Origin of the sequence: Clostridium phoceensis (genome assembly GCF_001244495.1) — a bacterium.
GTDB classification, from domain to species: domain Bacteria; phylum Bacillota; class Clostridia; order Oscillospirales; family Oscillospiraceae; genus Lawsonibacter; species Lawsonibacter asaccharolyticus.
In genome coordinates, this window is record NZ_LN866274.1 from 703,844 (window position 1) to 721,974 (window position 18,131).

An 18,131-nucleotide genomic window follows, 5' to 3' on the forward strand; every position below is an offset into this window, starting at 1 on the left:
CCGGAACAGGGCGGTGACCCACCCGGCGGCCACGTCCCGCTGTTTCAAATGGATCAGCTCGTGGAGGATCACCTTGCGGTCCGGGGCCCAGCCCATGGGGAGCACCAGCACCGGACGGACCACCCCCACCAGGAAGGGGGTAGAGGCTGCGCGGCTCTCCACCACCCGCCGGGGCATGGACAGACCGAAGCGCTCCGCCAGGGCGGCGACGGCCTCCAGCCGGGCTCCGGCCACCGGCACGGCCTCCCCCAGGGAGCGGCGCAGCCGCAGCCCGCCCGCCGCCAGCCACAGGGCGGACAGGAGGACCCCCGCCAGATAGAGGAGGAACAGCCAGTCAGTGACAGAGCGGGGCAGTCCGCCCGCCGGGGGGATGGGGATGCCCGCCAGGGGCAGGGAGGGGGTCCAGGGGGAGGACCAGGCGGAGTCCAGCCCCAGCTCGACCCAAGTCCGCAGGGCCTCGCCCAGCCCCGTCAGGTCGGCTATAGCAGAGCGGCCCAGCCAGCCCACAGGCAGGATCAGCCGGAGCACCACCACCATCCAGACCGCGTACTGCCACTGGGGGGAGAGCTTGTCCCGGAAGATGTGCTGGAGCACGAGCACGAAGAGGGCGGCCATGCTGGCCGCCGCCGTCTGATGGAGGAAGGACCAGAGATCGAACACGGCTACACCTCCATCTCGTCCAGCAGGCGGCGCAGCTCCTCCCGCTCCTGGGGGGAGAGGCTGCCGTCCTTCACAAAGGCGGCCACCAGCTGGCCCGCCGAGCCGTCATAGACCCGGTCCACCAGATCCCGCCGCTCCCGGGCGGCGCACGTCTCCCGGCTGGGGATGGCGGCGTACCGCCGGGGGGAGGACTGGTCCATGGATACCAGCCCCTTGGCGGCCATCCGGGTGAGGTAGGTGTGCACGGTGGTGCGGCTCCAGCCGGTCTCCGGCGCCAGGGCGCCCAGGATCTGCCCCAGATGCTGGGGCCCGCCGGCCCAGAGGGCCTCCAGCACCTTCCACTCGCTGTCCGTCAGCTTCCACATAAAGACCACTCCTACACATGTAGAATTTCTGAGATGATTCTACATGTGTAGGAGGAACTTGTCAAGCCTTGTCGGGAAAAAGCCTGTCACAGCCCCCTGGATTCTGCAAAAAATGGACAGGCCGGGGTCTATACTGAGCGGTACAAAGGAAGGGAGCGTGAGGTCATGGACAGCTGGCACAGCCGGCCGCAGGCCGATCTTTTTCAGGAACTGGACGCGCGGCCCGGGGGACTGACCCGGCGGCAGGCGGAGGAGCGGCTGGCCCGGTACGGGCCGAATCAGCTGGAGCCCCCCAGGCGGCCGGGGCTGCTCTCCCGGGTGATGGCCCAGATGAAGGACCCCATGATCTTGGTGCTGCTGGGGGCGGCGGGGCTGTCTCTGGCGGCCAGCCGGGGGGAGGACTGGCTGGATGCGGCCATCATCCTGGTCATCGTGGTGGTGAACAACATCATCTCCATCTCCCAGGAGGACCACGCCCACCGGGCCCTGGAGGAGCTGCGGAAGATGACCTCCCCCCACGCCACCGCCCTGCGGGGGGGCGCGCCCGTCCGGGTGGAGGCGGCGGAGCTGGTGCCGGGGGACGTGATCCTGCTGGAGGCGGGGGACCTGGTGCCTGCGGACGCCCGCCTGCTGGAGGCGGCGGGACTGCGCTGTGACGAGAGCGCAATGACTGGGGAGTCGGTGCCCGTGGAGAAGGCGGCGGGTGGGCCGCTGCCGGAGGACGCCCCCCTGGGAGACTGGACCAATATGGTGATCTCCGGCACACTGGTCACGGCGGGGCGGGCCACCGCCCTGGTCACCGCCACCGGCATGGACACACAGATGGGCCGCATCGCCGGCCTGCTGCTGGAGGGAGAGACCCAGCCCACCCCCCTCCAGCGGAAGATGGGGGAGATCTCACGCTCCCTCTCCTTCCTATGCCTCTCCGTATGTGCCGTCATGTTCGGGGTGGGGCTGCTCCAGGGGAAGGACATGCTGGGCATGTTCCTCACCGCCGTCTCCCTGGCGGTGGCCGCCATCCCGGAGGGCCTGCCCGCCATCGTCACCATCGTGCTGGCCCTGGGGGTGGGGCGGATGGCGGACCGGGGGGCCATCGTGAAGAAGCTGCCCGCGGTAGAGACCCTGGGCTGTGCCAGCGTCATCTGCTCGGACAAGACGGGCACCCTGACCCAGAACCGGATGACGGTGCGGGAGCTGTGGATCCCGGCGGGGGGCCACCGGCGGGACGCCCTGCTGGCGGGGGCCCTGTGCGGCGACGCCCGGCTGGAGTGGAAGGCGGGGGCCCCGGTATCCGCGGGGGACCCCACCGAGGGGGCGCTGGTGGTGGCCGCCGCCCGGGAGGGGCTGGACCGGAACCAGCTGTCCGAGAGCCTGCCCCGCACCGGGGAGATCCCCTTCGACTCCGGGCGCAAGCTGATGACCACCGTCCACGAAAAGGAGGGAGGCGGCCGCCTGGTGCTGGTGAAGGGGGCACCGGACGTGCTGCTGGAGCGGTGCGTGTCCGGCCCAAGAGGCCCACTGTCGCCGGCGGACCGGAGACAGATCCTCGCCGCCAATGAGGACATGGCCCGCCGGGCCCTGCGGGTCATCGGGGTGGCCCGGCGGGAGCTGTCCCTGCAGCCCAGAAAGCTGGAGAGCGGGACGGTGGAGCGGGACCTTACCTTCCTGGGGCTGTTCGGCATGGCCGACCCACCCCGGCGGGAGGTGAAGGGGGCGGTGGAGCGGTGCCACCAGGCGGGCATCCGCCCGGTGATGATCACCGGGGACCACCGTGCCACGGCCATGGCGGTGGCACGGGAGCTGGACATCTGCCGCCCAGGGGACCTGGCCCTCACCGGCCCGGAGCTGGACTTCATGCCCCAGGAGATGCTGGAGGAGGACATTGAAAAATTCGCTGTCTTTGCCCGGGTGTCGCCGGAGCACAAGATGCGCATCGTCCGGGCCTGGCAGAAAAAGGGGCGGGTGGTGGCCATGACGGGGGACGGCGTCAACGACGCCCCAGCCCTCAAGGCGGCGGACATCGGCTGCGCTATGGGGCTGTCCGGCACCGACGTGGCCAAGGGAGCGGCGGAGATGATCCTCACAGACGACAACTTTTCCACCATCGTTCAGGCGGTGGAGGAGGGGCGGGGGATCTACTCCAATATCCGCAAGGCCATCCACTATCTGCTCTCCTGCAACATCGGGGAGATCTTCACCATTTTCGTGGCCACCCTCTTGAACTTCGGGCAGATGCCCCTGGTGCCGGTGCAGCTGCTGTGGCTGAATCTGGTGACTGACTCCCTGCCCGCCCTGGCCCTGGGCGTGGAGCCGGTGGAGGAGGGCGTGATGGACCAGCCGCCCCGGGACCCCTCCGCCGGGCTGTTCTCCCGGGGATTCTCCCTGCGCCTGGCGTGGCAGGGACTGATGGTGGGCGGGCTGACTTTGGGGGCCTATCTGCTGGGGCTGTTCCACCTGGGCGCCCCCGGCATGGAGGGGGCGGCGGCCAACACCATGGCCTTCGCCACCCTGACGCTGAGCCAGCTGTTCCACGCCTTCAACGTCCGCAGCGAGGACCAGTCCCTGCTGGCCCAGGGGGCGCTGTCCAACCCGGCCATGAACAAGGCGTTCCTGGCGGGGATGGTCATGCAGCTGTCTGTGCTGCTCCTGCCGCCCCTTCAGGGGGTGTTCTCCGTGTGCCCCATGGACCTGACCCAGTGGGTGACGGTGCTGGCCCTGGCCATGGCCCCCATCCCCATCTGCGAGGCGGAAAAGGCCCTGCGGCGGCGCAGGCCGGAGGCGGAGGAGCCCAGACAGGAGAAGGAGCTGTCCGCGGCCAGAAAGTAAACAGACGCGCCCCGGCCTGAGCAGGCCGGGGCGCAAGACTGTCGAAAAAGTGGCTTTGCCACTTTTTCGAGAAAGATACAGTCTGCTGCGCGCAGGGTTTGTCCGCCAAAGGCGGACAAACCCCACACTTGCAGCCTGAGAGGTGTTTTCCCCGACGCGCATGTCGCCGGGGAAAACGGATCAGAACTGGATTCGCGCCTGCGGGCGCGAACTCTGCGAGGCTTTTTCCGCAAGCTGACGCCCTGGACTAAGCAGGCCGGGGCGCATTTTCGTGCGCGGTGGGATTCATTCCCGCAGAGGGCAGAGGCGCGGGACGATTCAAATTCCGCGGCGGTGGACCTCCGCCCCCAGCTTGAGATAGAAGGCGGAGAGAATGGCATCAATGCGCTGGACACACTCCGGGTCCTCCAGCGTGTCGTCCTCCAGGATGTCCCGGATGGCCCGCAGGGTCTCCAGCGCGGCGCTGTCCATGGCGGCGAGGAGCTGCGCCGGGGTCAGATGGCTCACAAAATCCCACACCACACCGCCCAGGGCGGCACAGCAGATCCCCTGGTCAACATCACCGATGGCGTCCCAAATGCTGGCCGGGTAATCGCGGTAATCACGATTCATTGCGGGTGCCCTCCTCTATCTCACAGTGGTCAAGGGCATATTCCAGGAATATGCCCACAAGCTCGTTTCGGCTCCGCCCGGTTTGGGCGGCAATGAGATCCATGCGGGAGACGATATCCTCACGGATGCGGACAGAGAAGGTGCGGCACCCATCCTCTCCCTTCAAGGGTTTCTGACGGATGCGCAGGATATCTCTCTCCATGGACTCACCTTCTTTCTCACATATTTTATAGCAGGAGAATCTTCCCATCAATGTTAAATGGAGTGTGAGAACGGCGGTATCAAACCAATGACGGCGGATGGTGGCATCAGTATAACAGATTTGTGGTGAAACTATGACATCAGGCAGATGTCATAGTTCGGTGCTGACGGGACAAGGCTGGGTTTTCAGCACAGGGGCGGCCCCGGGAGGCGCACTCAAAGCCTTCCCCCCACAGGGGGGAAGGTGTCACGGCGTATGCCGTGACGGATGAGGGGTCTTCCTTCCATCCCACCGTCTCCGCCTCCAAGGGATTCCGCCCTGCGGGGCGGCCTACTTTGCCCCCGGCGGCAAAGTAGGCAAAGCGCCGCCGGGTGACGCTCCCGGCGGGACCACGGCTCCACATGCGTTCCGCCTGAGTCCCGCAGTCCGCTTTCCCACGGACCCCCAATACGGGAGACGCGGGCCCTTGGGCATGGCGCCCGCGTCCGGCGCGGGTGATGGACGACACCCGGTTCCCCCGTTTGTACTGCCGCCGCTGGTGTGTTGAATTGGCGGGCATACCCCACGAGGGGATCGCGCCTGTCCTGGCAGAATAGGGGCGGCCGGTGGGAGACCGGCGGGCGCACGATGTGCGCCCCTACGCAGGCAATGGGAGAAGATTGCACCCCGTAGGGTCCGATGCCCCCATCGGGACACAGAAAGCGCCCTGTCCCATAGGGGACAGGGCGCTGATGGTGGAAAAAGGCCGTTCACCGCTCCTCGCGGAAGTAGTTCAGGCCCAGGGCGGCGGGCTGTCCGCTGCCCTCCCGCTTGCGGATGGAGGTGACCACCAGCACGATAGCGGTGATCAGGAAGGGGAGGGCCTTGAAGAGGTGGGAGGGGATGCTGTTGAGCCAGCCCAGAGCGTCCGGGAATGCGCCGGCCAGAGAGCCGGAGTAGATCTGAAGGGTGTTGAAGAAGCCAAAGACCAGGGTGCCCAGGATGGCATACAGGGGGTTCCAGTTGGCGAAGATGACCAGGGCGATGGCGATCCAGCCGTAGCCGTTGATCCAGCAGTTGGAGCCCTCAAAGGAGCCGCCCATGTTCAGTGCCATATAGAAGCCGCCCAGCCCCATGATGCCGGAGCCCAGGATCAGGTGGACGTACTTATACAGCAGGATGTTGACGCCCACCGAGTCGGCAGCGCCGGGGTTCTCCCCCACGGAGCGCAGGCGCAGGCCGGTCTTGGTGCAGGTGAGGTACCACCACACCGCCGCCGCCACCAGGATGCCCAGATAGACCAGGATGTTGTGGGAAAACAGGGCCTTGCCCACCACCGGGATGGAGGAGAGCAGGGGGATCTCCCGGGCAGAGAAGCCGCTGACCAGGGCGTCGGCGCTTGTCATGACGGGCCAGCGGTCCCCCAGGCCCTTGCCGATGAAGAAGTAGAGGCCCAGGCCGAAGGTGGTGATGGTCAGGCCGGTGACGTTCTGGTTGGCCTGGAGGGAGACGGTGAGCAGGGCAAACAGGGCCCCGCACAGGCCGGCGGCCAGGAAGGAGACCAGCAGGCCCACCAGCAGGCTGTTGGCCATACAGCCTGCCAGGTAGCCGAAGATGGCGCCGATGGCCATGGTGCCCTCCACGCCCAGGTTCAGGCTGCCAGCCTTCTCGGTGACGATCTCGCCCACTGTGCCGTAGAGCAGGGGGATGTTCACCAGCACGATGTTGAACAGGAAGAGGGTCAATACGTCGATGGATGCGTTCATTTGGACACCTCCTTGGGGGCTGCGGCGCGCCGCGCCAGACGGAAGCGGGTGAAGAAGTCCGCGGCCAGGACGGCGAACAGGATGATGCCCTGGATCAGGTCCGCGAAGTTGGCGTCGATGGAGGAATAGGTGGTGCTGGCAGCCTGACAGCCGAACTGGAGCACTGTGATGAGCAGGGCGGTGATGACGATGCCCACCGTGTTCAGCTTGGCCAGCCAAGCCACCACGATGCCGGTCCAGCCCACATCGTTGGTGACGGAGGTGGACAGGGTGCCGGCGGAGGAGACATAGAAGGCGCCGGCCAGGCCGATGAGGGCAGCGGACAGGAAGATGGTGCGCACCACGATCCGCCCCACCTTCATGCCCGCATAGCGGGCGGTGTTGGGGCTGTCCCCCACCACGGCGATCTCATAGCCGTGCTTGGTGTACTTCAGATAGCCGAAGAGGAGCACGCACAGGACGATGGCGATGATCAGGGACAGGTTCAGGTTGAAGGGACCCAGGGGGAAGGTGATCATGTCCGCGTTGTCGGGGAAGCCGGCGAACTTGGGCCGGGCGGAATCGGGGTCCAGGAAGAAGTTCCAGCCAGCCTTGGTCTCCCCCAGGAACTGGAGGAGATAGAGGGCAATGTAGTTGAGCATCAGGGTGAGCAGGGTCTCGTTGGTGTTGTAGCGCACCTTCAGCAGGGCCACGATCAGGCCGTACAGGCCGCCGCCCAGGATGCCGCACAGGGCCATGACCAGCACCACCAGGGGCTGGGGCAGGATCGGGCCCAGTTTGTGGGCGGCCGCGGCGGCACAGATGGCGCCCATGATGAACTGCCCCTCTCCGCCGATGTTCCAGAAGCGCATCCGGAAGGCCAGCGACAGGGCCAGGGAGGTGATGAGCAGGGGGACAAAGAGCTTGACGAAGTTCTCCACGATGCGCCAGGGGAATTTGTTGCCCGGGATGCCCATGGTCACCATCTTCTGGTAGAAGGTGAGGGGGTCCACATCCATGGAGGAGAGGAGGGCCGCGCCGATGAGCAGGGCGATGACCACCGCCGCCACATAGGCCAGGGCCTGGCGGACGGGGCTGGACGACTCCCGCTTGACCACGCGGAAGAGCGGTTCTTTCCGGTTCATTGGTCCACCTCCTCGATCAGAGTGTCCCGGGCAATGCCCGCGGGCTTGTCCTCATACTTGCGGGTCAGGTCCAGGGCGCCGGTCATCATCAGGCCCAGCTCCTCCTTGGTGACCTTGTGGGCGTGGACCACGCCCATCACTCTGCCGTGGCAGAGGACCATGATCTTGTCGCACAGGGCCATCATCACGTCCAGGTCCTCGCCCACGAACAGGATGCCCACGCCGGACTTCTTCTGCTCGTTGAGAATGTGGTAAATAGCATAGGAAGAGTTGATGTCCAGGCCGCGGACAGGATAGGCGGTGACGATGACGTTGGGGCCGGCCTTGATCTCGCGGCCCAGCAGCACCTTTTGCACGTTGCCGCCGGACAGGCGGCGCACCGGGGTCTCGGTGGAGGGGGTGACCACCTCCAGCTCCTGGATGACGTGTTCCGCCTCCGCCCGGCCCCGCTTCCGGTCCACAAAGATGCCCCTGCCGTCGCTGTATGTTTTCAGCAGCATGTTGTCCGTGATGGACAGGGAGGGGGCCAGGCCCATGCCCAGCCGGTCCTCCGGGATGAAGGACATGGAGATGCCCTTGTCCAGGATCGCCTTGGGGGAGAGACCCACGATGTTCTCCCCCTTGTGGATCATCTGGCCGCCCTCGATGGGCCGCAGGCCGGCGATGGCCTCACACAGCTCCTTCTGGCCGCAGCCCGCGATGCCGGCCACGCCCAGGATCTCGCCGCCCCGGATATAGAAGTTCACCCGGTCGATGGCCACGGCACCCTCGTCGCTGCGGATGGTCAGGTCCCGGATCTCCAGCAGGGGGCGGGTCTTTTCCACCACGGGGCGCTCGATGTTCAGGTCCACCTTGTGGCCCACCATGAACTCGGTGAGCTGCTGCTCATCGGTCTGGGCGGTGTCTACGGTGGTGATGTACTCCCCCTTGCGGAGGATGGAGACCCGGTCGGAGATCTCCAGCACCTCGTTGAGCTTGTGGGTGATGATGATGATGGCGTGGCCCTCCGCCTTCATGCGGCGGAGCACGTCGAAGAGCTTGGCTGTCTCCTGGACGGTAAGGACGGCGGTGGGCTCGTCCAGGATGATGACCTTGGCCCCGTAGTAGAGCACCTTGATGATCTCCAGGGTCTGCTTCTCCGACACCGCCATATTGTACACCTTTTTCCGGGGGTCGATGTCAAAGCCGAACTTCCGGGCCATCTCCTGGATGACGGCGTACCGGTCCTTCTTCAGAATGGGGCCGGACTTCTCATCCCCCAGCCAGATGTTATCCGCGGCGGAAAAAATGTCCACCAGCTTGAAGTGCTGGTGCACCATGCCGATGCCCAGCCGCTTGGCGTCCTCGGGGGAATTGATGACCGCCTGCCGGCCGTTGACCAGGATGGCGCCGCTGTCCGGCTTGTAGATCCCGGACAGCATGTTCATCAGGGTGGTCTTGCCCGAGCCGTTCTCACCCAGCAGGGCCAGGATCTCCCCCTGTCTGACGTTCAGCTCCACATCCCTGTTGGCCACCACGCTGCCGAAGGTCTTGGTGATGCCCTTCATTTCGATGGCGTATTCTGTTGGCATGGCGTTCTCCCCTTTTCTCATTATCCTTGGGGACCGGCGGTCCCCTGCGGCCCTCCGCCGCCTTTGGCTGCTCCTCCCCGGTCCGGAGGCGGGTCCGGACCGGGGAGCAGGAGCCAAAAGGCCGGGCCGGCCGGCGGGGGATGCCGGCCGGCCCGGTTCAGGGTCTGCGCTGTGTCTGACGGGGGGAGGGGACTCAGCCCTCCACCACGCCGGCCACGTTGTAGTTCATGCCGCTCTTGATGACGTCGTCGGTCACGCTGGCGCCGCCGGCGGGCACGATCTCGGGGTTGGCCATCTCCACGACCTCGCCGTCCTTCAGCTCATAGCCGTCGGACATCAGGGGGGCATCCACCTGCTCCACAGCGGCGGTGCCGGCCTCGGCGTCCACGGTGATGTTCAGCTTCACGCCGGAGAACACGTCCCACTCGCCGCTGTCGATCAGCTCACGCACGGCCTCCATGGCGGCGGCGGTGCCGGGGGCAGCCACCAGCTCGTTCAGGGTGGAGGCGTCCACGAAGCCCTCAGACAGGCCGGCGTAGTAGGCGTTGCCGCCCATCTCGGTGACAAAGTTCTCGGCGCCGCCGCAGGTCATAGCGGTCTCGATGGCGGCCTGATAGTACACATCCCAGTGCCAGATGGCGGCAGTGAGGTGGGCGTTGGGGGCTTGCTCGGTCATGTCGGAGTTGTAGCCGCAGCCGAACACGTTGTTCTCGGCGGCCACCAGCTGGGGCTGGGCGGAATCGCAGTGCTGGCCGATGACGCAGCAGTCATAGGTGTCGATCAGGGCCTGGGCAGCCTGGCGCTCCAGGTTCTCGTCGCCCCAGGTGGAGATCTTGTTCACATGGACCACGGCGTCGGGGTTGACGGCCTGCACGCCCAGGGCGAAGGCGTTGATGCCGGAGCAGGTCTCGGCATACTCCCGGTTGTAGGCGGCCACGTAGCCGATGGAGTTGTTGCCCATCTCCAGGCTCTTCAGGCCGGCGGCCACGCCGGTGAGGTAGCGGGCCTGATAGATGCGGCCGAAGTAGTTGTTGAAGTTGGTGTCATTGCCCATGTAGCCGGTGGCGTGGGAGAAGATGATCTCGGGGTACTCCTCCGCCTTGTCATTCATGGCGTCGATGTAGCCGAAGGAGATGCCGAAGATGATATTGGCGCCCTGGCCGGCCAGGGTGTCGATGGCGTTGGAGACGGCGGTGTAATCCTCCGCCACGTTGTCCACGATGAGCAGCTGGCTGGCGGGGTCCAGGCCCAGGTTCTCCATAGCCTTGGTGATGCCGCTGTGGTGCTGGAAGGTGTAGCCGGCGGTGTCGTTCTGACCGTTGATGTAGATGGCGCCCACCTTGAAGTCGGCGGTGTCAGCGGGGGTGCTGGAGGCGGCCGGAGCAGAGCTGGTGCCGGCGGGGGTGCTGGTGCCGGCGGAGCTGGAGCTGCCGCCGCCGCAGGCGGCCAGGGACAGCGTCATGGCGGCGGCCATGACAAAGGCAAGAAGCTTCTTCATGAATGTGTTTTCCTCCTTAAAAGATCATGTGCAGGAGCCGGACGGGTCCCGCACAAATATATTAAAACCGGGCGAGCCGGTTTTAATCGAAGGGCGATTCAATTCTGGGGACGGCGGGCTCAGTCCACGAACTCCACGCCGGTCTCCTCATTCATGGACTTGACGCGGGCCAGGGACTCCAGCCGGATGCCTCGGGCGCGGATCATGTCGCCGCCGGGCTGGAAGGCTTTCTCGATGACGATGCCGGCCCCTACCAGAGTGGCGCCGGCGTCCTCCACCAGCTTGGACAGGCCCATCAGGGCGGCGCCGTTGGCCAGAAAGTCATCGATGATGAGCACCCGGTCGCCGGGGCCCAGGAACTCCTTGGCCACGATGATGTCATAGACCCGGCCGTGGGTGAAGGACTCCACCTTGGCGGTGTAGACCTCGCCGGCGATGTTCTTGGTCTGGCTTTTCTTGGCGAAGATCACCGGGCAGTCGAAGTATTGGGCCGTGATGCAGGCGATGCCGATGCCGGAAGCCTCGATGGTGAGGATCTTGTTGATCTGGCAGTCCGCGAAGCGGCGCTTAAACTCCCTGCCGATCTCGGCGAAGAGCTTGATGTCCATCTGGTGGTTCAGGAAGCTGTCCACCTTCAGCACGTCGGTCCCCTTTACCTTGCCGTCCCGGCGGATACGCTCTTTCAAAAGCTCCATAGCTTGTCCCATCCCTCTTTTTCAAGTTCCGATACAGATTCATTTTATCGAAAAAAGAAGGGTCCCGCAACGATTTCTTTCATTTTTTCGACCGGCGATTTCCACAAAAAGATGGAGCGAAAAATGAAGAAATCAATCGAAGTGCTGAAGCGTGCCGGCGAGACCAGAGGAGATGAGCCGATCGGCCAGGCGGGCCAGCTCCTCCTCCGCCTGAGGAAAGCCCTGAAGGGCCCAGGAGCGGGCCATGCCCACCGCCCCGGCGATGACGAACTCCAGACAGTAGTTGGGGCCGTCCAGACTGCCCAGGGGGTAGATGCCCTGCCACTCCCGCAGGCAGCGGGCATAGATCATGGCGTCCAGCCGGCGGAAGAAGTCGCCCTCCCCCCATGCGCCCATCAGGGCCAGGCACAGCTGGCTGTTGCTCCGCACGAAGCGGAACACGTCCACCAGGATGGGGGTCAGCTCGTCCCGGAGCAGGTGGGGCGGATAGGCATCCAGCAGCCGCCCCAGCTCGTCGAAGAGCTCGTTTTCCACCTGTTCCAGCATGTGGTAGATGTTTTGATAGTGGCTGTAAAAGGTCCCGCGGTTCACATCGGCCCGCTCAGTCAGCTCCCGGACAGTGATCTCCTCCACCGGCTTTTCCTGGAGCAGCTGGATCAGGGCCTGCCGCAGCTGGGCCTTGGACCTGCGGACCCTCCGGTCCTGGCGCTGTTCCGCCATGGACGCACCTCCTCCGTTTTTCGACACAGAGGACAGAACCTGTCGGATTTTCCACAGAAGCCGCCCTTTTGCCCATTGCAATCCTCTGTTATCCACTATTATAATAAAAAATACAAGATATTCAACACCTGTTTTATAACGGACAACAGGAGGGATGACCTATGGCCTATATCTCCCTTCAGCATGTGGGGAAACGGTATCAGATGGGGGAGATCACCATCACCGCAGTGGACGACATCTCCTTTGAGATTGAGAAAGGACAGTTCGCCGTCATCGTGGGGCCCTCCGGCGCGGGCAAGACCACGGTGCTGAACATCCTGGGGGGGATGGACGCCTGTGACAGCGGGGCTATCAGGGTGGACGGCCAGGAGATCAGCGGCTATGGGGCCCGACAGCTCACCACATACCGCCGATATGACATCGGCTTCGTGTTCCAGTTCTACAACCTGGTGCAGAACCTGACGGCCCTGGAAAATGTAGAGCTGGCCGCCCAGATCTGCCGGGACCCCCTGGACGCGGAGGAGGTGCTGCGCCATGTGGGGCTGGGGGAGCGGCTGAACAACTTTCCTGCCCAGCTCTCCGGCGGGGAGCAGCAGCGGGTGGCCATTGCCCGGGCGCTGGCCAAAAACCCCAAGCTGCTGCTGTGCGACGAGCCCACGGGGGCACTGGACTATGTCACCGGCAAGTCTATCCTGAAGCTGCTCCAGGACACCTGCCGCCAGCAGGGCATGACGGTGGTGGTCATCACCCACAACAGCGCCATAGCCCCCATGGCAGACCAGGTGATCCACGTGAAGAACGGGCGGGTGGAGCGCATCGACCACAACGACCGCCCGGTCCCCGTGGAGACCATTGAGTGGTAATGCCCCTACAAAATGCGATTTTGTGAAGAAAAAATACAAAAAGGAGAGGAGGAGAACAGCCCATGTCCCGAAAAAAAGCCCCCAGCCGCCTGCTGACCGACGCGGTCCGGGAGGTTCGGAACACCCGCAGCCGCTTCCTCTCCCTGCTGGTCCTCTCCGCCCTGGCGGTGTGCTTCCTGGCCGGACTGCGGGCCACTGCCCCCGACATGAAGGAGACCGGTGACCTGTATTTTGATCAGCAGCGGCTGATGGACCTGCGGGTGGTCTCCACCCTGGGCCTGACGGAGGAGGATGTGGAGCTGCTGGCCCGGCAGGAGGGGGTGGAGGAAGCCGAGGGGGCCTACACCATCGACGCAGCTGTCCCCCTGAAGGATCAGGAGATGATCGTAAAGGTTCACTCCTTTGCAGAGGAGGGGTCCAACCGCCCCCGGCTGGTAGAGGGGCGGCTGCCCCGGAAAGCGGGGGAGTGCCTGGTGGAGCCCCTGTTTCTGGAGAAGTCGGGCCTGTCAATCGGGGACACCATCCGCCTGGACACCGGGACCGGCGACTTTGAGGACGCCCTGGCCCGGCGGGAATTCACCATCGTGGGAACGGCGGATTCCCCTCTGTATATCTCCGTGGAGCGGGGTTCTTCCTCTCTGGGGACGGGGGCGGTCTCAGCCTTTGTTCTGCTGCCGCAGGCGGCCTTTTCCCTGGACTACTACACCGACGCCTACCTTCGGGCGGAGGGGGCGGAGGAGCTGTTGTGTTACAGTGAGGACTACACCGAGCTGGTGAACAGCCTTTCCGACGCCCTGGAGCCTCTGGCGGAGGAGCGCTCCGCCCTGCGGGGGGAGTCCATCCGGGAAGAGGCCGAGCAGGCCCTGGCGGACGCCCGGCGGGAGCTGTCTGACGGGGAGGCGGAGGTGTCTCAGGAGCTCTCCGAGGGGGAGGCGGAGCTGACGGATGCCCGGCGGGAGCTGGATGACGGCTGGGCGGAGTACTATGACGGACTGAACACCTTTGAACAGGAGACCGCCGATGCCCAGCGGGAGATCGACGACGGGGAGGCGGAGCTGGCGGACGCTCTGACTGAGCTGCGGGACGGGGAGCAGGAGTACCAGGATGCCCTGCCCGAGCTGGAGGATGCCCGCCGGGAGGTGGCGGACGCCCGGCAGGAGCTGGCGGACGCCCGGGCGGAGCTGGATGACGGCTGGGCGGAGTACCGCAAGGGGTACGCCAAATATGAATACGGCCTGGCCGCCTACACCGAGGGGATGGCCCAGTATGAGCAGGGGCTGGCGGGCGTGGAGCAGATGCGCGCCGGGGCCCAGCAGGCCCGCCAGGGGGCGGCCCAGGCCCAGCAGGGGGCGGTCCAGGCCCAGCAGGGGGCCGCCCAGGCCGGTGCGGCGGCCCAGCAGTATGCGGCCCAGGCCCAGCAGGCCGCAGCCATGGGAAATCTGCTGCTGGCCCAGCAGCTTCAAGCCCAGGCCCAGCAGTACGAGGCCCAGGCCCAGCAGCTGACGGCTCAGGCTCAGCAGCTCCAGGCCCAGGCGGCCCAGGCCCTGGCCCAGGCGGAGGCACTGGAGGTCCAGGCCGTCCAGGTGGAGGCCCAGCTGTCCGCTGGGCTGCCCCGGCTCCAGTCCAGCGCCCTGGAGCTCAACGCCTCCCTGGGGCTGCTGACCCAGGCCAAGCGGGAGCTGGACGACGGGGAGGCGGAGTACGCCGACGGCGCGGCCCGGCTGGCGGATGGGGAGCAGGAGCTCGCCGACGGGGAGCGGGAGCTGGCGGATGCCAGGCAGGAGCTGGACGAGGGCTGGCAGGAGTACCGGGACGGCCAGGCGGAACTGGCGGACGCCCGGGAGACCCTGGAGCGGGAGTCGGCGGACGGCCGGGCGGAGCTGGCGGATGCCCTGACTGAGCTGCAGAACGGCGAGGCGGAGTATGCCGACGGCCTGGCCGACTATGAGGAGGGGAAGGCGGAGGCGGAGCAGGAGCTGGCGGACGCCCGCAAGGAGCTGGAGCAGGCCCGGCGGGACCTGGATGCCTTGGAGGACTGCTCCTGGTATCTCCTGGGACGGGGCACCAACACCGGCTACGCCAGCTACGAGATGGATGCCGACCGGATGGGCAGTCTGGCGGCGGTGTTCCCCCTGATCTTCTTCCTGGTGGCCGCCCTGGTGTGCCTGACCACCATGACCCGGATGGTGGAGGAGCAGCGGATCACCATCGGCGGGATGAAGGCCCTGGGCTACTCCAAGGGGGCCATCGCGGTGAAATATGTGGGCTACGGCTTCCTGGCCAGCGCGGCGGGGGCGGCCCTGGGGCTGGCAGTGGGGCTGACCCTGCTGCCCTGGATCATCTGCAACGCCTGGGCCATCCTCTACACAGTGGGGGAGATCCAGTACGGCTTTTACCCCGCTACCTCCCTGCTGGCCTGCGGGGCCGCGGTGGGGACGGTGACCCTCTCCGCCCTGGCGGCCTGCTTCTCCACCCTGGCAGCGGTGCCGGCGGAGCTGATGCGGCCCAAGGCACCCCCCATGGGCAAGCGCATCCTGCTGGAGCGGATCGCCCCCCTGTGGCGGCGGCTGTCCTTCAACTACAAGATCACCCTGCGCAACCTGTTCCGCTATCAGCGCCGCTTCTGGATGACGGTGGTGGGCATCGGTGGCTGCGCGGCCCTGATCGTCACCGCCTTCGGCCTGCGGGGCTCCATTTTCGACGTGATGGACAGGCAGTACGACGAGATCTACCGCTATACCGCCCAGATCGGGCTGGTGGACCGAGTGACCCCCGGCGAGCTGGCGGAGGTGACCGGGGCGCTGGAGCGGTCCGAGCTGGTGAGCGGATGGCTGGTGAGCCGCTCGGAGACGGCCTCCGCCGAGACGGAGCGGTACACGGTGGACTGCACGGTGGAAGTGGTGCCCAGCCAGGAGGCGCTGGTCCCCTTCGTCTCCCTGCGCCACCGGACGGACAGCGTGCCGGTGCTCCTGCCTGACGACGGAGTGGTCCTGACGGAGAAGCTGGCCTCCCTGCTGGGGGTGTCGGCGGGGGACACCTTCACTCTGGACGGGGACAGCCGGGTCCAGGTACGGGTGGCGGATGTCACGGAGCACTATATCATGCACTATGTCTACATGACCGACGCCTACTACCAGACCCTGTATGGCCAGCCGCCGGAGGAGAACCAGGTGCTGGCGGCCTACCCCGCTGAAGGGGCGGAGGCCCTGGACGCGGAGCTGGTGGGGCTGGACGGCGTCACCACCCTGTCCCAGGTGGCGGCCACCCGGGAGGTATTCACCTCCAGTCTGGAGAGCGTGGACTACGCCGTGGTCCTCATCATCGTGTGCGCCGCGGCCCTGGCCTTCGTGGTGCTCTACAACCTGACCAACATCAACATCACCGAGCGGATGCGGGAGCTGGCCACCCTGAAGGTGCTGGGCTTCTACGACGGCGAGCTGTCCGCCTATATCTACCGGGAGAACGTGATCCTCACGGTGTTCGGCGTGACCCTGGGGATGGGGATGGGGAAGCTGCTCCACCAGTGGCTGGTGCTGACAGTGGAGATCGACCTGCTCATGTTCGGGCGGACACTGGCCCTGTCCAGCTATCTCTACGCCGGGGTACTCACCGCCGTCTTCTCCCTGGTGGTCAATCTGGCGGCCCACCGGAAGCTGAAAAAGCTGGATATGGTAGAGTCGCTGAAGACAGTGGAATGAACAGCAGCAGCGCCGCCCGATGGGCGGCGCTGAGAGGGTCGAAAAAGTGGCAAGGCCACTTTTTCGAGAAAGATGCAGTCTGCCGCGCGCAGGGTTTGTCCGCCGCAGGCGGACAAACCCCACACTTGCAGCCTGAGAGGTGTTTTCCCCGACGCACATGTCGCCGGGGAAAACAGATCAGAACTGGATTCGCGCCTGCGGGCGCGAACTTTGCGAGGCTTGTTCGTAAACTGATTAGCACCGCCCGTAGGGCACAGCTGCTCAGCTTGCGGATCAGGCGGCCCCGCGATTAGGGCAGGAGACTCAGCTCCAGGCCCCGGAAGGCGGCGTAGGCCCCCGCCTCATGCTCCAGAGCCCGACGCGCTCCAGGAGAGAGGGGCTCCCACAGGGACAGGGAGAACTCTAGTCGTCCCTGTACCGCTTTTCCGGTCCAGATGCCGGCCACGCGCCCATCCTTCAGAACGGCGCCGGGGTTGGAGACTGTCCGCCAGACCTGGCGCTGGCGGGCGGGGTCCTCCAGGACCAGGGCTCGGTCCCGCAGGTCCAGATAGGGGTCGTGGGGCCCCAGCAGGATCAGGCGGCCGGGCTGCTCCGGCGGAGCGGTGAGGCTGTCCCGGTCCCGGATCAGGGCCCAGCGGGTCCGGCCCAACACCCGGACCGGTTCCATCTCCTCTGCGGCGGCGGACCAGAGCCGCTTCGCCTGTTGGGGAGAGCTGCCCAGCCAGGCCTGGAGATCGGCGGGGGCGGCGGGGCCGTAGCAGTGGAGAAATCTCCGCACCAGCTCCGCCTCCCCCTGAGGGCAGGGGGAGGGCTCCCGGCCCAGCCAGCGGCGGAAGGAGGTAAAGGTGGGACTGTTCTCCTCCCGGCGGCCGAACACCACCAGAGAGGCAAAGGAGCAGGGGCGGAGGAGAAAGGAGACAGCGGCGCCTCCCACGGTCTGCCTGTCAGGGCGGCCGTACATGGAGGGGGAGTCCCACAGGGCCCGCTGTTCCGGCGGGAGCTGCTCCCCGACCCGGTCAGCCAGCAGCTGGTCCAGGGCCTCCTTGCTGCGGACGGTGGTCCCGTCCAGGCAGCGGGCGGCCTCCCGCACCCGGGCGTGGGCCTCGTCGAAGGACATGCCGACAAAGTCCAGGGCCGCGGTGATCCCCCGGGTGTAGATCCAGGGACACTCCCCCTCCCGGGCCAGAAGGGGGGAGAGAAAGACGCCGCTCTCCCCGGCGGGAAAGACCAGGGGCACGCCCCGGATGCTCCAGGCCTGGAGCAGGGCCCGGTCCCGGTACAGGGCGTCTCGGAGGAGGGGGAGGGAGCAGCCCTCCAGGCGCTGGAAGAGGGCAGTCTCCCACCCGCCGGGCGGGGAGTTCTGGAGCCCGCAGGCCCCCGCAGCCTCCAGTATCCGGCTGGCGGGATACCGGCGGTCCAGATGGTGGGCCCGCAGCCGGTGGGCGCGGACCTGTTCCGGGGTGATGTCCATGGGAAAAGACCTCCCTTGTCTCGTCGTTGGTCCCATTATACCCCGGAGGAGGCAAAAAAGCAAAAAACCCGGCCCGCTCTG

At 66.1% G+C, this 18,131-nt stretch carries 14 protein-coding genes; 3 read left to right on the forward strand and 11 right to left on the reverse strand.

Annotation, left to right across the window (positions count from 1 at the left end; genetic code table 11):
- A partial coding sequence (locus tag BN1969_RS04110) for a M56 family metallopeptidase (RefSeq protein WP_147576994.1) occupies positions 1-660 on the reverse strand: 660 nt, incomplete at its 3' end.
- A 2-nt stretch (positions 661-662) separates the two neighbouring features.
- Entirely contained in the window at positions 663-1,025 is a 363-nt protein-coding gene (locus BN1969_RS04115) for a BlaI/MecI/CopY family transcriptional regulator (protein ID WP_050623143.1), read from the reverse strand.
- A gap of 165 nt (positions 1,026-1,190) precedes the next feature.
- On the opposite strand from BN1969_RS04115, the gene BN1969_RS04120 reads away from it, so the two are divergent.
- Entirely contained in the window at positions 1,191-3,851 is a 2,661-nt protein-coding gene (locus tag BN1969_RS04120) for a cation-translocating P-type ATPase (RefSeq protein WP_050623144.1), read from the forward strand.
- A gap of 318 nt (positions 3,852-4,169) precedes the next feature.
- Here BN1969_RS04120 and BN1969_RS04125 read toward each other — a convergent pair whose 3' ends face one another.
- The 8 genes from BN1969_RS04125 to BN1969_RS04160 form a co-directional block, all read right to left on the reverse strand.
- Positions 4,170-4,463 (reverse strand): hypothetical protein, encoded by a 294-nt coding sequence (locus BN1969_RS04125; protein WP_050623145.1) that lies wholly within the window; start codon positions 4,461-4,463, stop codon positions 4,170-4,172.
- Positions 4,453-4,665 carry a ribbon-helix-helix domain-containing protein gene (locus BN1969_RS04130; protein WP_050623146.1) on the reverse strand — a complete coding sequence of 71 codons (213 nt, stop codon included), beginning with the start codon at positions 4,663-4,665 and terminating at the stop codon, positions 4,453-4,455. Before BN1969_RS04130 ends, BN1969_RS04125 begins: the two co-directional genes overlap by 11 nt.
- A gap of 749 nt (positions 4,666-5,414) precedes the next feature.
- Positions 5,415-6,410 (reverse strand): ABC transporter permease, encoded by a 996-nt coding sequence (locus BN1969_RS04135; protein WP_050623147.1) that lies wholly within the window; start codon positions 6,408-6,410, stop codon positions 5,415-5,417.
- Positions 6,407-7,534 carry an ABC transporter permease gene (locus tag BN1969_RS04140; RefSeq protein ID WP_050623148.1) on the reverse strand — a complete coding sequence of 376 codons (1,128 nt, stop codon included), beginning with the start codon at positions 7,532-7,534 and terminating at the stop codon, positions 6,407-6,409. The genes BN1969_RS04135 and BN1969_RS04140 overlap by 4 nt, the downstream gene beginning before the upstream one ends.
- Entirely contained in the window at positions 7,531-9,105 is a 1,575-nt protein-coding gene (locus BN1969_RS04145; protein WP_082203648.1) for an ABC transporter ATP-binding protein, read from the reverse strand. The genes BN1969_RS04140 and BN1969_RS04145 overlap by 4 nt, the downstream gene beginning before the upstream one ends.
- A gap of 193 nt (positions 9,106-9,298) precedes the next feature.
- The gene (locus BN1969_RS04150) at positions 9,299-10,603 is read right to left on the reverse strand and encodes a BMP family ABC transporter substrate-binding protein (RefSeq protein ID WP_050623149.1); all 1,305 of its coding nucleotides are present in this window, start codon (positions 10,601-10,603) and stop codon (positions 9,299-9,301) included.
- Between the two features lie 119 nt (positions 10,604-10,722).
- Entirely contained in the window at positions 10,723-11,298 is a 576-nt protein-coding gene (locus tag BN1969_RS04155) for a xanthine phosphoribosyltransferase (protein ID WP_050623150.1), read from the reverse strand.
- 132 nt (positions 11,299-11,430) lie between these two features.
- Complete coding sequence (locus BN1969_RS04160) at positions 11,431-12,018, reverse strand: TetR/AcrR family transcriptional regulator (RefSeq protein WP_050623151.1); 588 nt, start codon at positions 12,016-12,018, stop codon at positions 11,431-11,433.
- A 161-nt stretch (positions 12,019-12,179) separates the two neighbouring features.
- On the opposite strand from BN1969_RS04160, the gene BN1969_RS04165 reads away from it, so the two are divergent.
- A complete protein-coding gene (locus BN1969_RS04165) occupies positions 12,180-12,881 on the forward strand; it encodes an ABC transporter ATP-binding protein (protein ID WP_050623152.1) in 702 nt (233 codons plus the stop codon).
- Positions 12,882-12,943: 62 nt separating this feature from the next.
- Positions 12,944-16,579 carry an ABC transporter permease gene (locus BN1969_RS17815; protein ID WP_050623153.1) on the forward strand — a complete coding sequence of 1,212 codons (3,636 nt, stop codon included), beginning with the start codon at positions 12,944-12,946 and terminating at the stop codon, positions 16,577-16,579.
- A gap of 289 nt (positions 16,580-16,868) precedes the next feature.
- Here BN1969_RS17815 and BN1969_RS04175 read toward each other — a convergent pair whose 3' ends face one another.
- The gene (locus tag BN1969_RS04175; protein ID WP_050623154.1) at positions 16,869-18,050 is read right to left on the reverse strand and encodes a winged helix DNA-binding domain-containing protein; all 1,182 of its coding nucleotides are present in this window, start codon (positions 18,048-18,050) and stop codon (positions 16,869-16,871) included.
- Positions 18,051-18,131: the final 81 nt, after the last annotated feature.

Coding starts and splice junctions, on each gene's coding strand:
- BN1969_RS04125 (WP_050623145.1), bottom strand. CDS start 4,463: ATGAATCGTGATTACCGCGATTACCCGGCCAGCATTTGGGACGCCATC.
- BN1969_RS04120 (WP_050623144.1), top strand. CDS start 1,191: ATGGACAGCTGGCACAGCCGGCCGCAGGCCGATCTTTTTCAGGAACTG.
- BN1969_RS04160 (WP_050623151.1), bottom strand. CDS start 12,018: ATGGCGGAACAGCGCCAGGACCGGAGGGTCCGCAGGTCCAAGGCCCAG.
- BN1969_RS04140 (WP_050623148.1), bottom strand. CDS start 7,534: ATGAACCGGAAAGAACCGCTCTTCCGCGTGGTCAAGCGGGAGTCGTCC.
- BN1969_RS04115 (WP_050623143.1), bottom strand. CDS start 1,025: ATGTGGAAGCTGACGGACAGCGAGTGGAAGGTGCTGGAGGCCCTCTGG.
- BN1969_RS17815 (WP_050623153.1), top strand. CDS start 12,944: ATGTCCCGAAAAAAAGCCCCCAGCCGCCTGCTGACCGACGCGGTCCGG.
- BN1969_RS04150 (WP_050623149.1), bottom strand. CDS start 10,603: ATGAAGAAGCTTCTTGCCTTTGTCATGGCCGCCGCCATGACGCTGTCC.
- BN1969_RS04130 (WP_050623146.1), bottom strand. CDS start 4,665: ATGGAGAGAGATATCCTGCGCATCCGTCAGAAACCCTTGAAGGGAGAG.
- BN1969_RS04155 (WP_050623150.1), bottom strand. CDS start 11,298: ATGGAGCTTTTGAAAGAGCGTATCCGCCGGGACGGCAAGGTAAAGGGG.
- BN1969_RS04175 (WP_050623154.1), bottom strand. CDS start 18,050: ATGGACATCACCCCGGAACAGGTCCGCGCCCACCGGCTGCGGGCCCAC.
- BN1969_RS04135 (WP_050623147.1), bottom strand. CDS start 6,410: ATGAACGCATCCATCGACGTATTGACCCTCTTCCTGTTCAACATCGTG.
- BN1969_RS04145 (WP_082203648.1), bottom strand. CDS start 9,105: ATGCCAACAGAATACGCCATCGAAATGAAGGGCATCACCAAGACCTTC.
- BN1969_RS04165 (WP_050623152.1), top strand. CDS start 12,180: ATGGCCTATATCTCCCTTCAGCATGTGGGGAAACGGTATCAGATGGGG.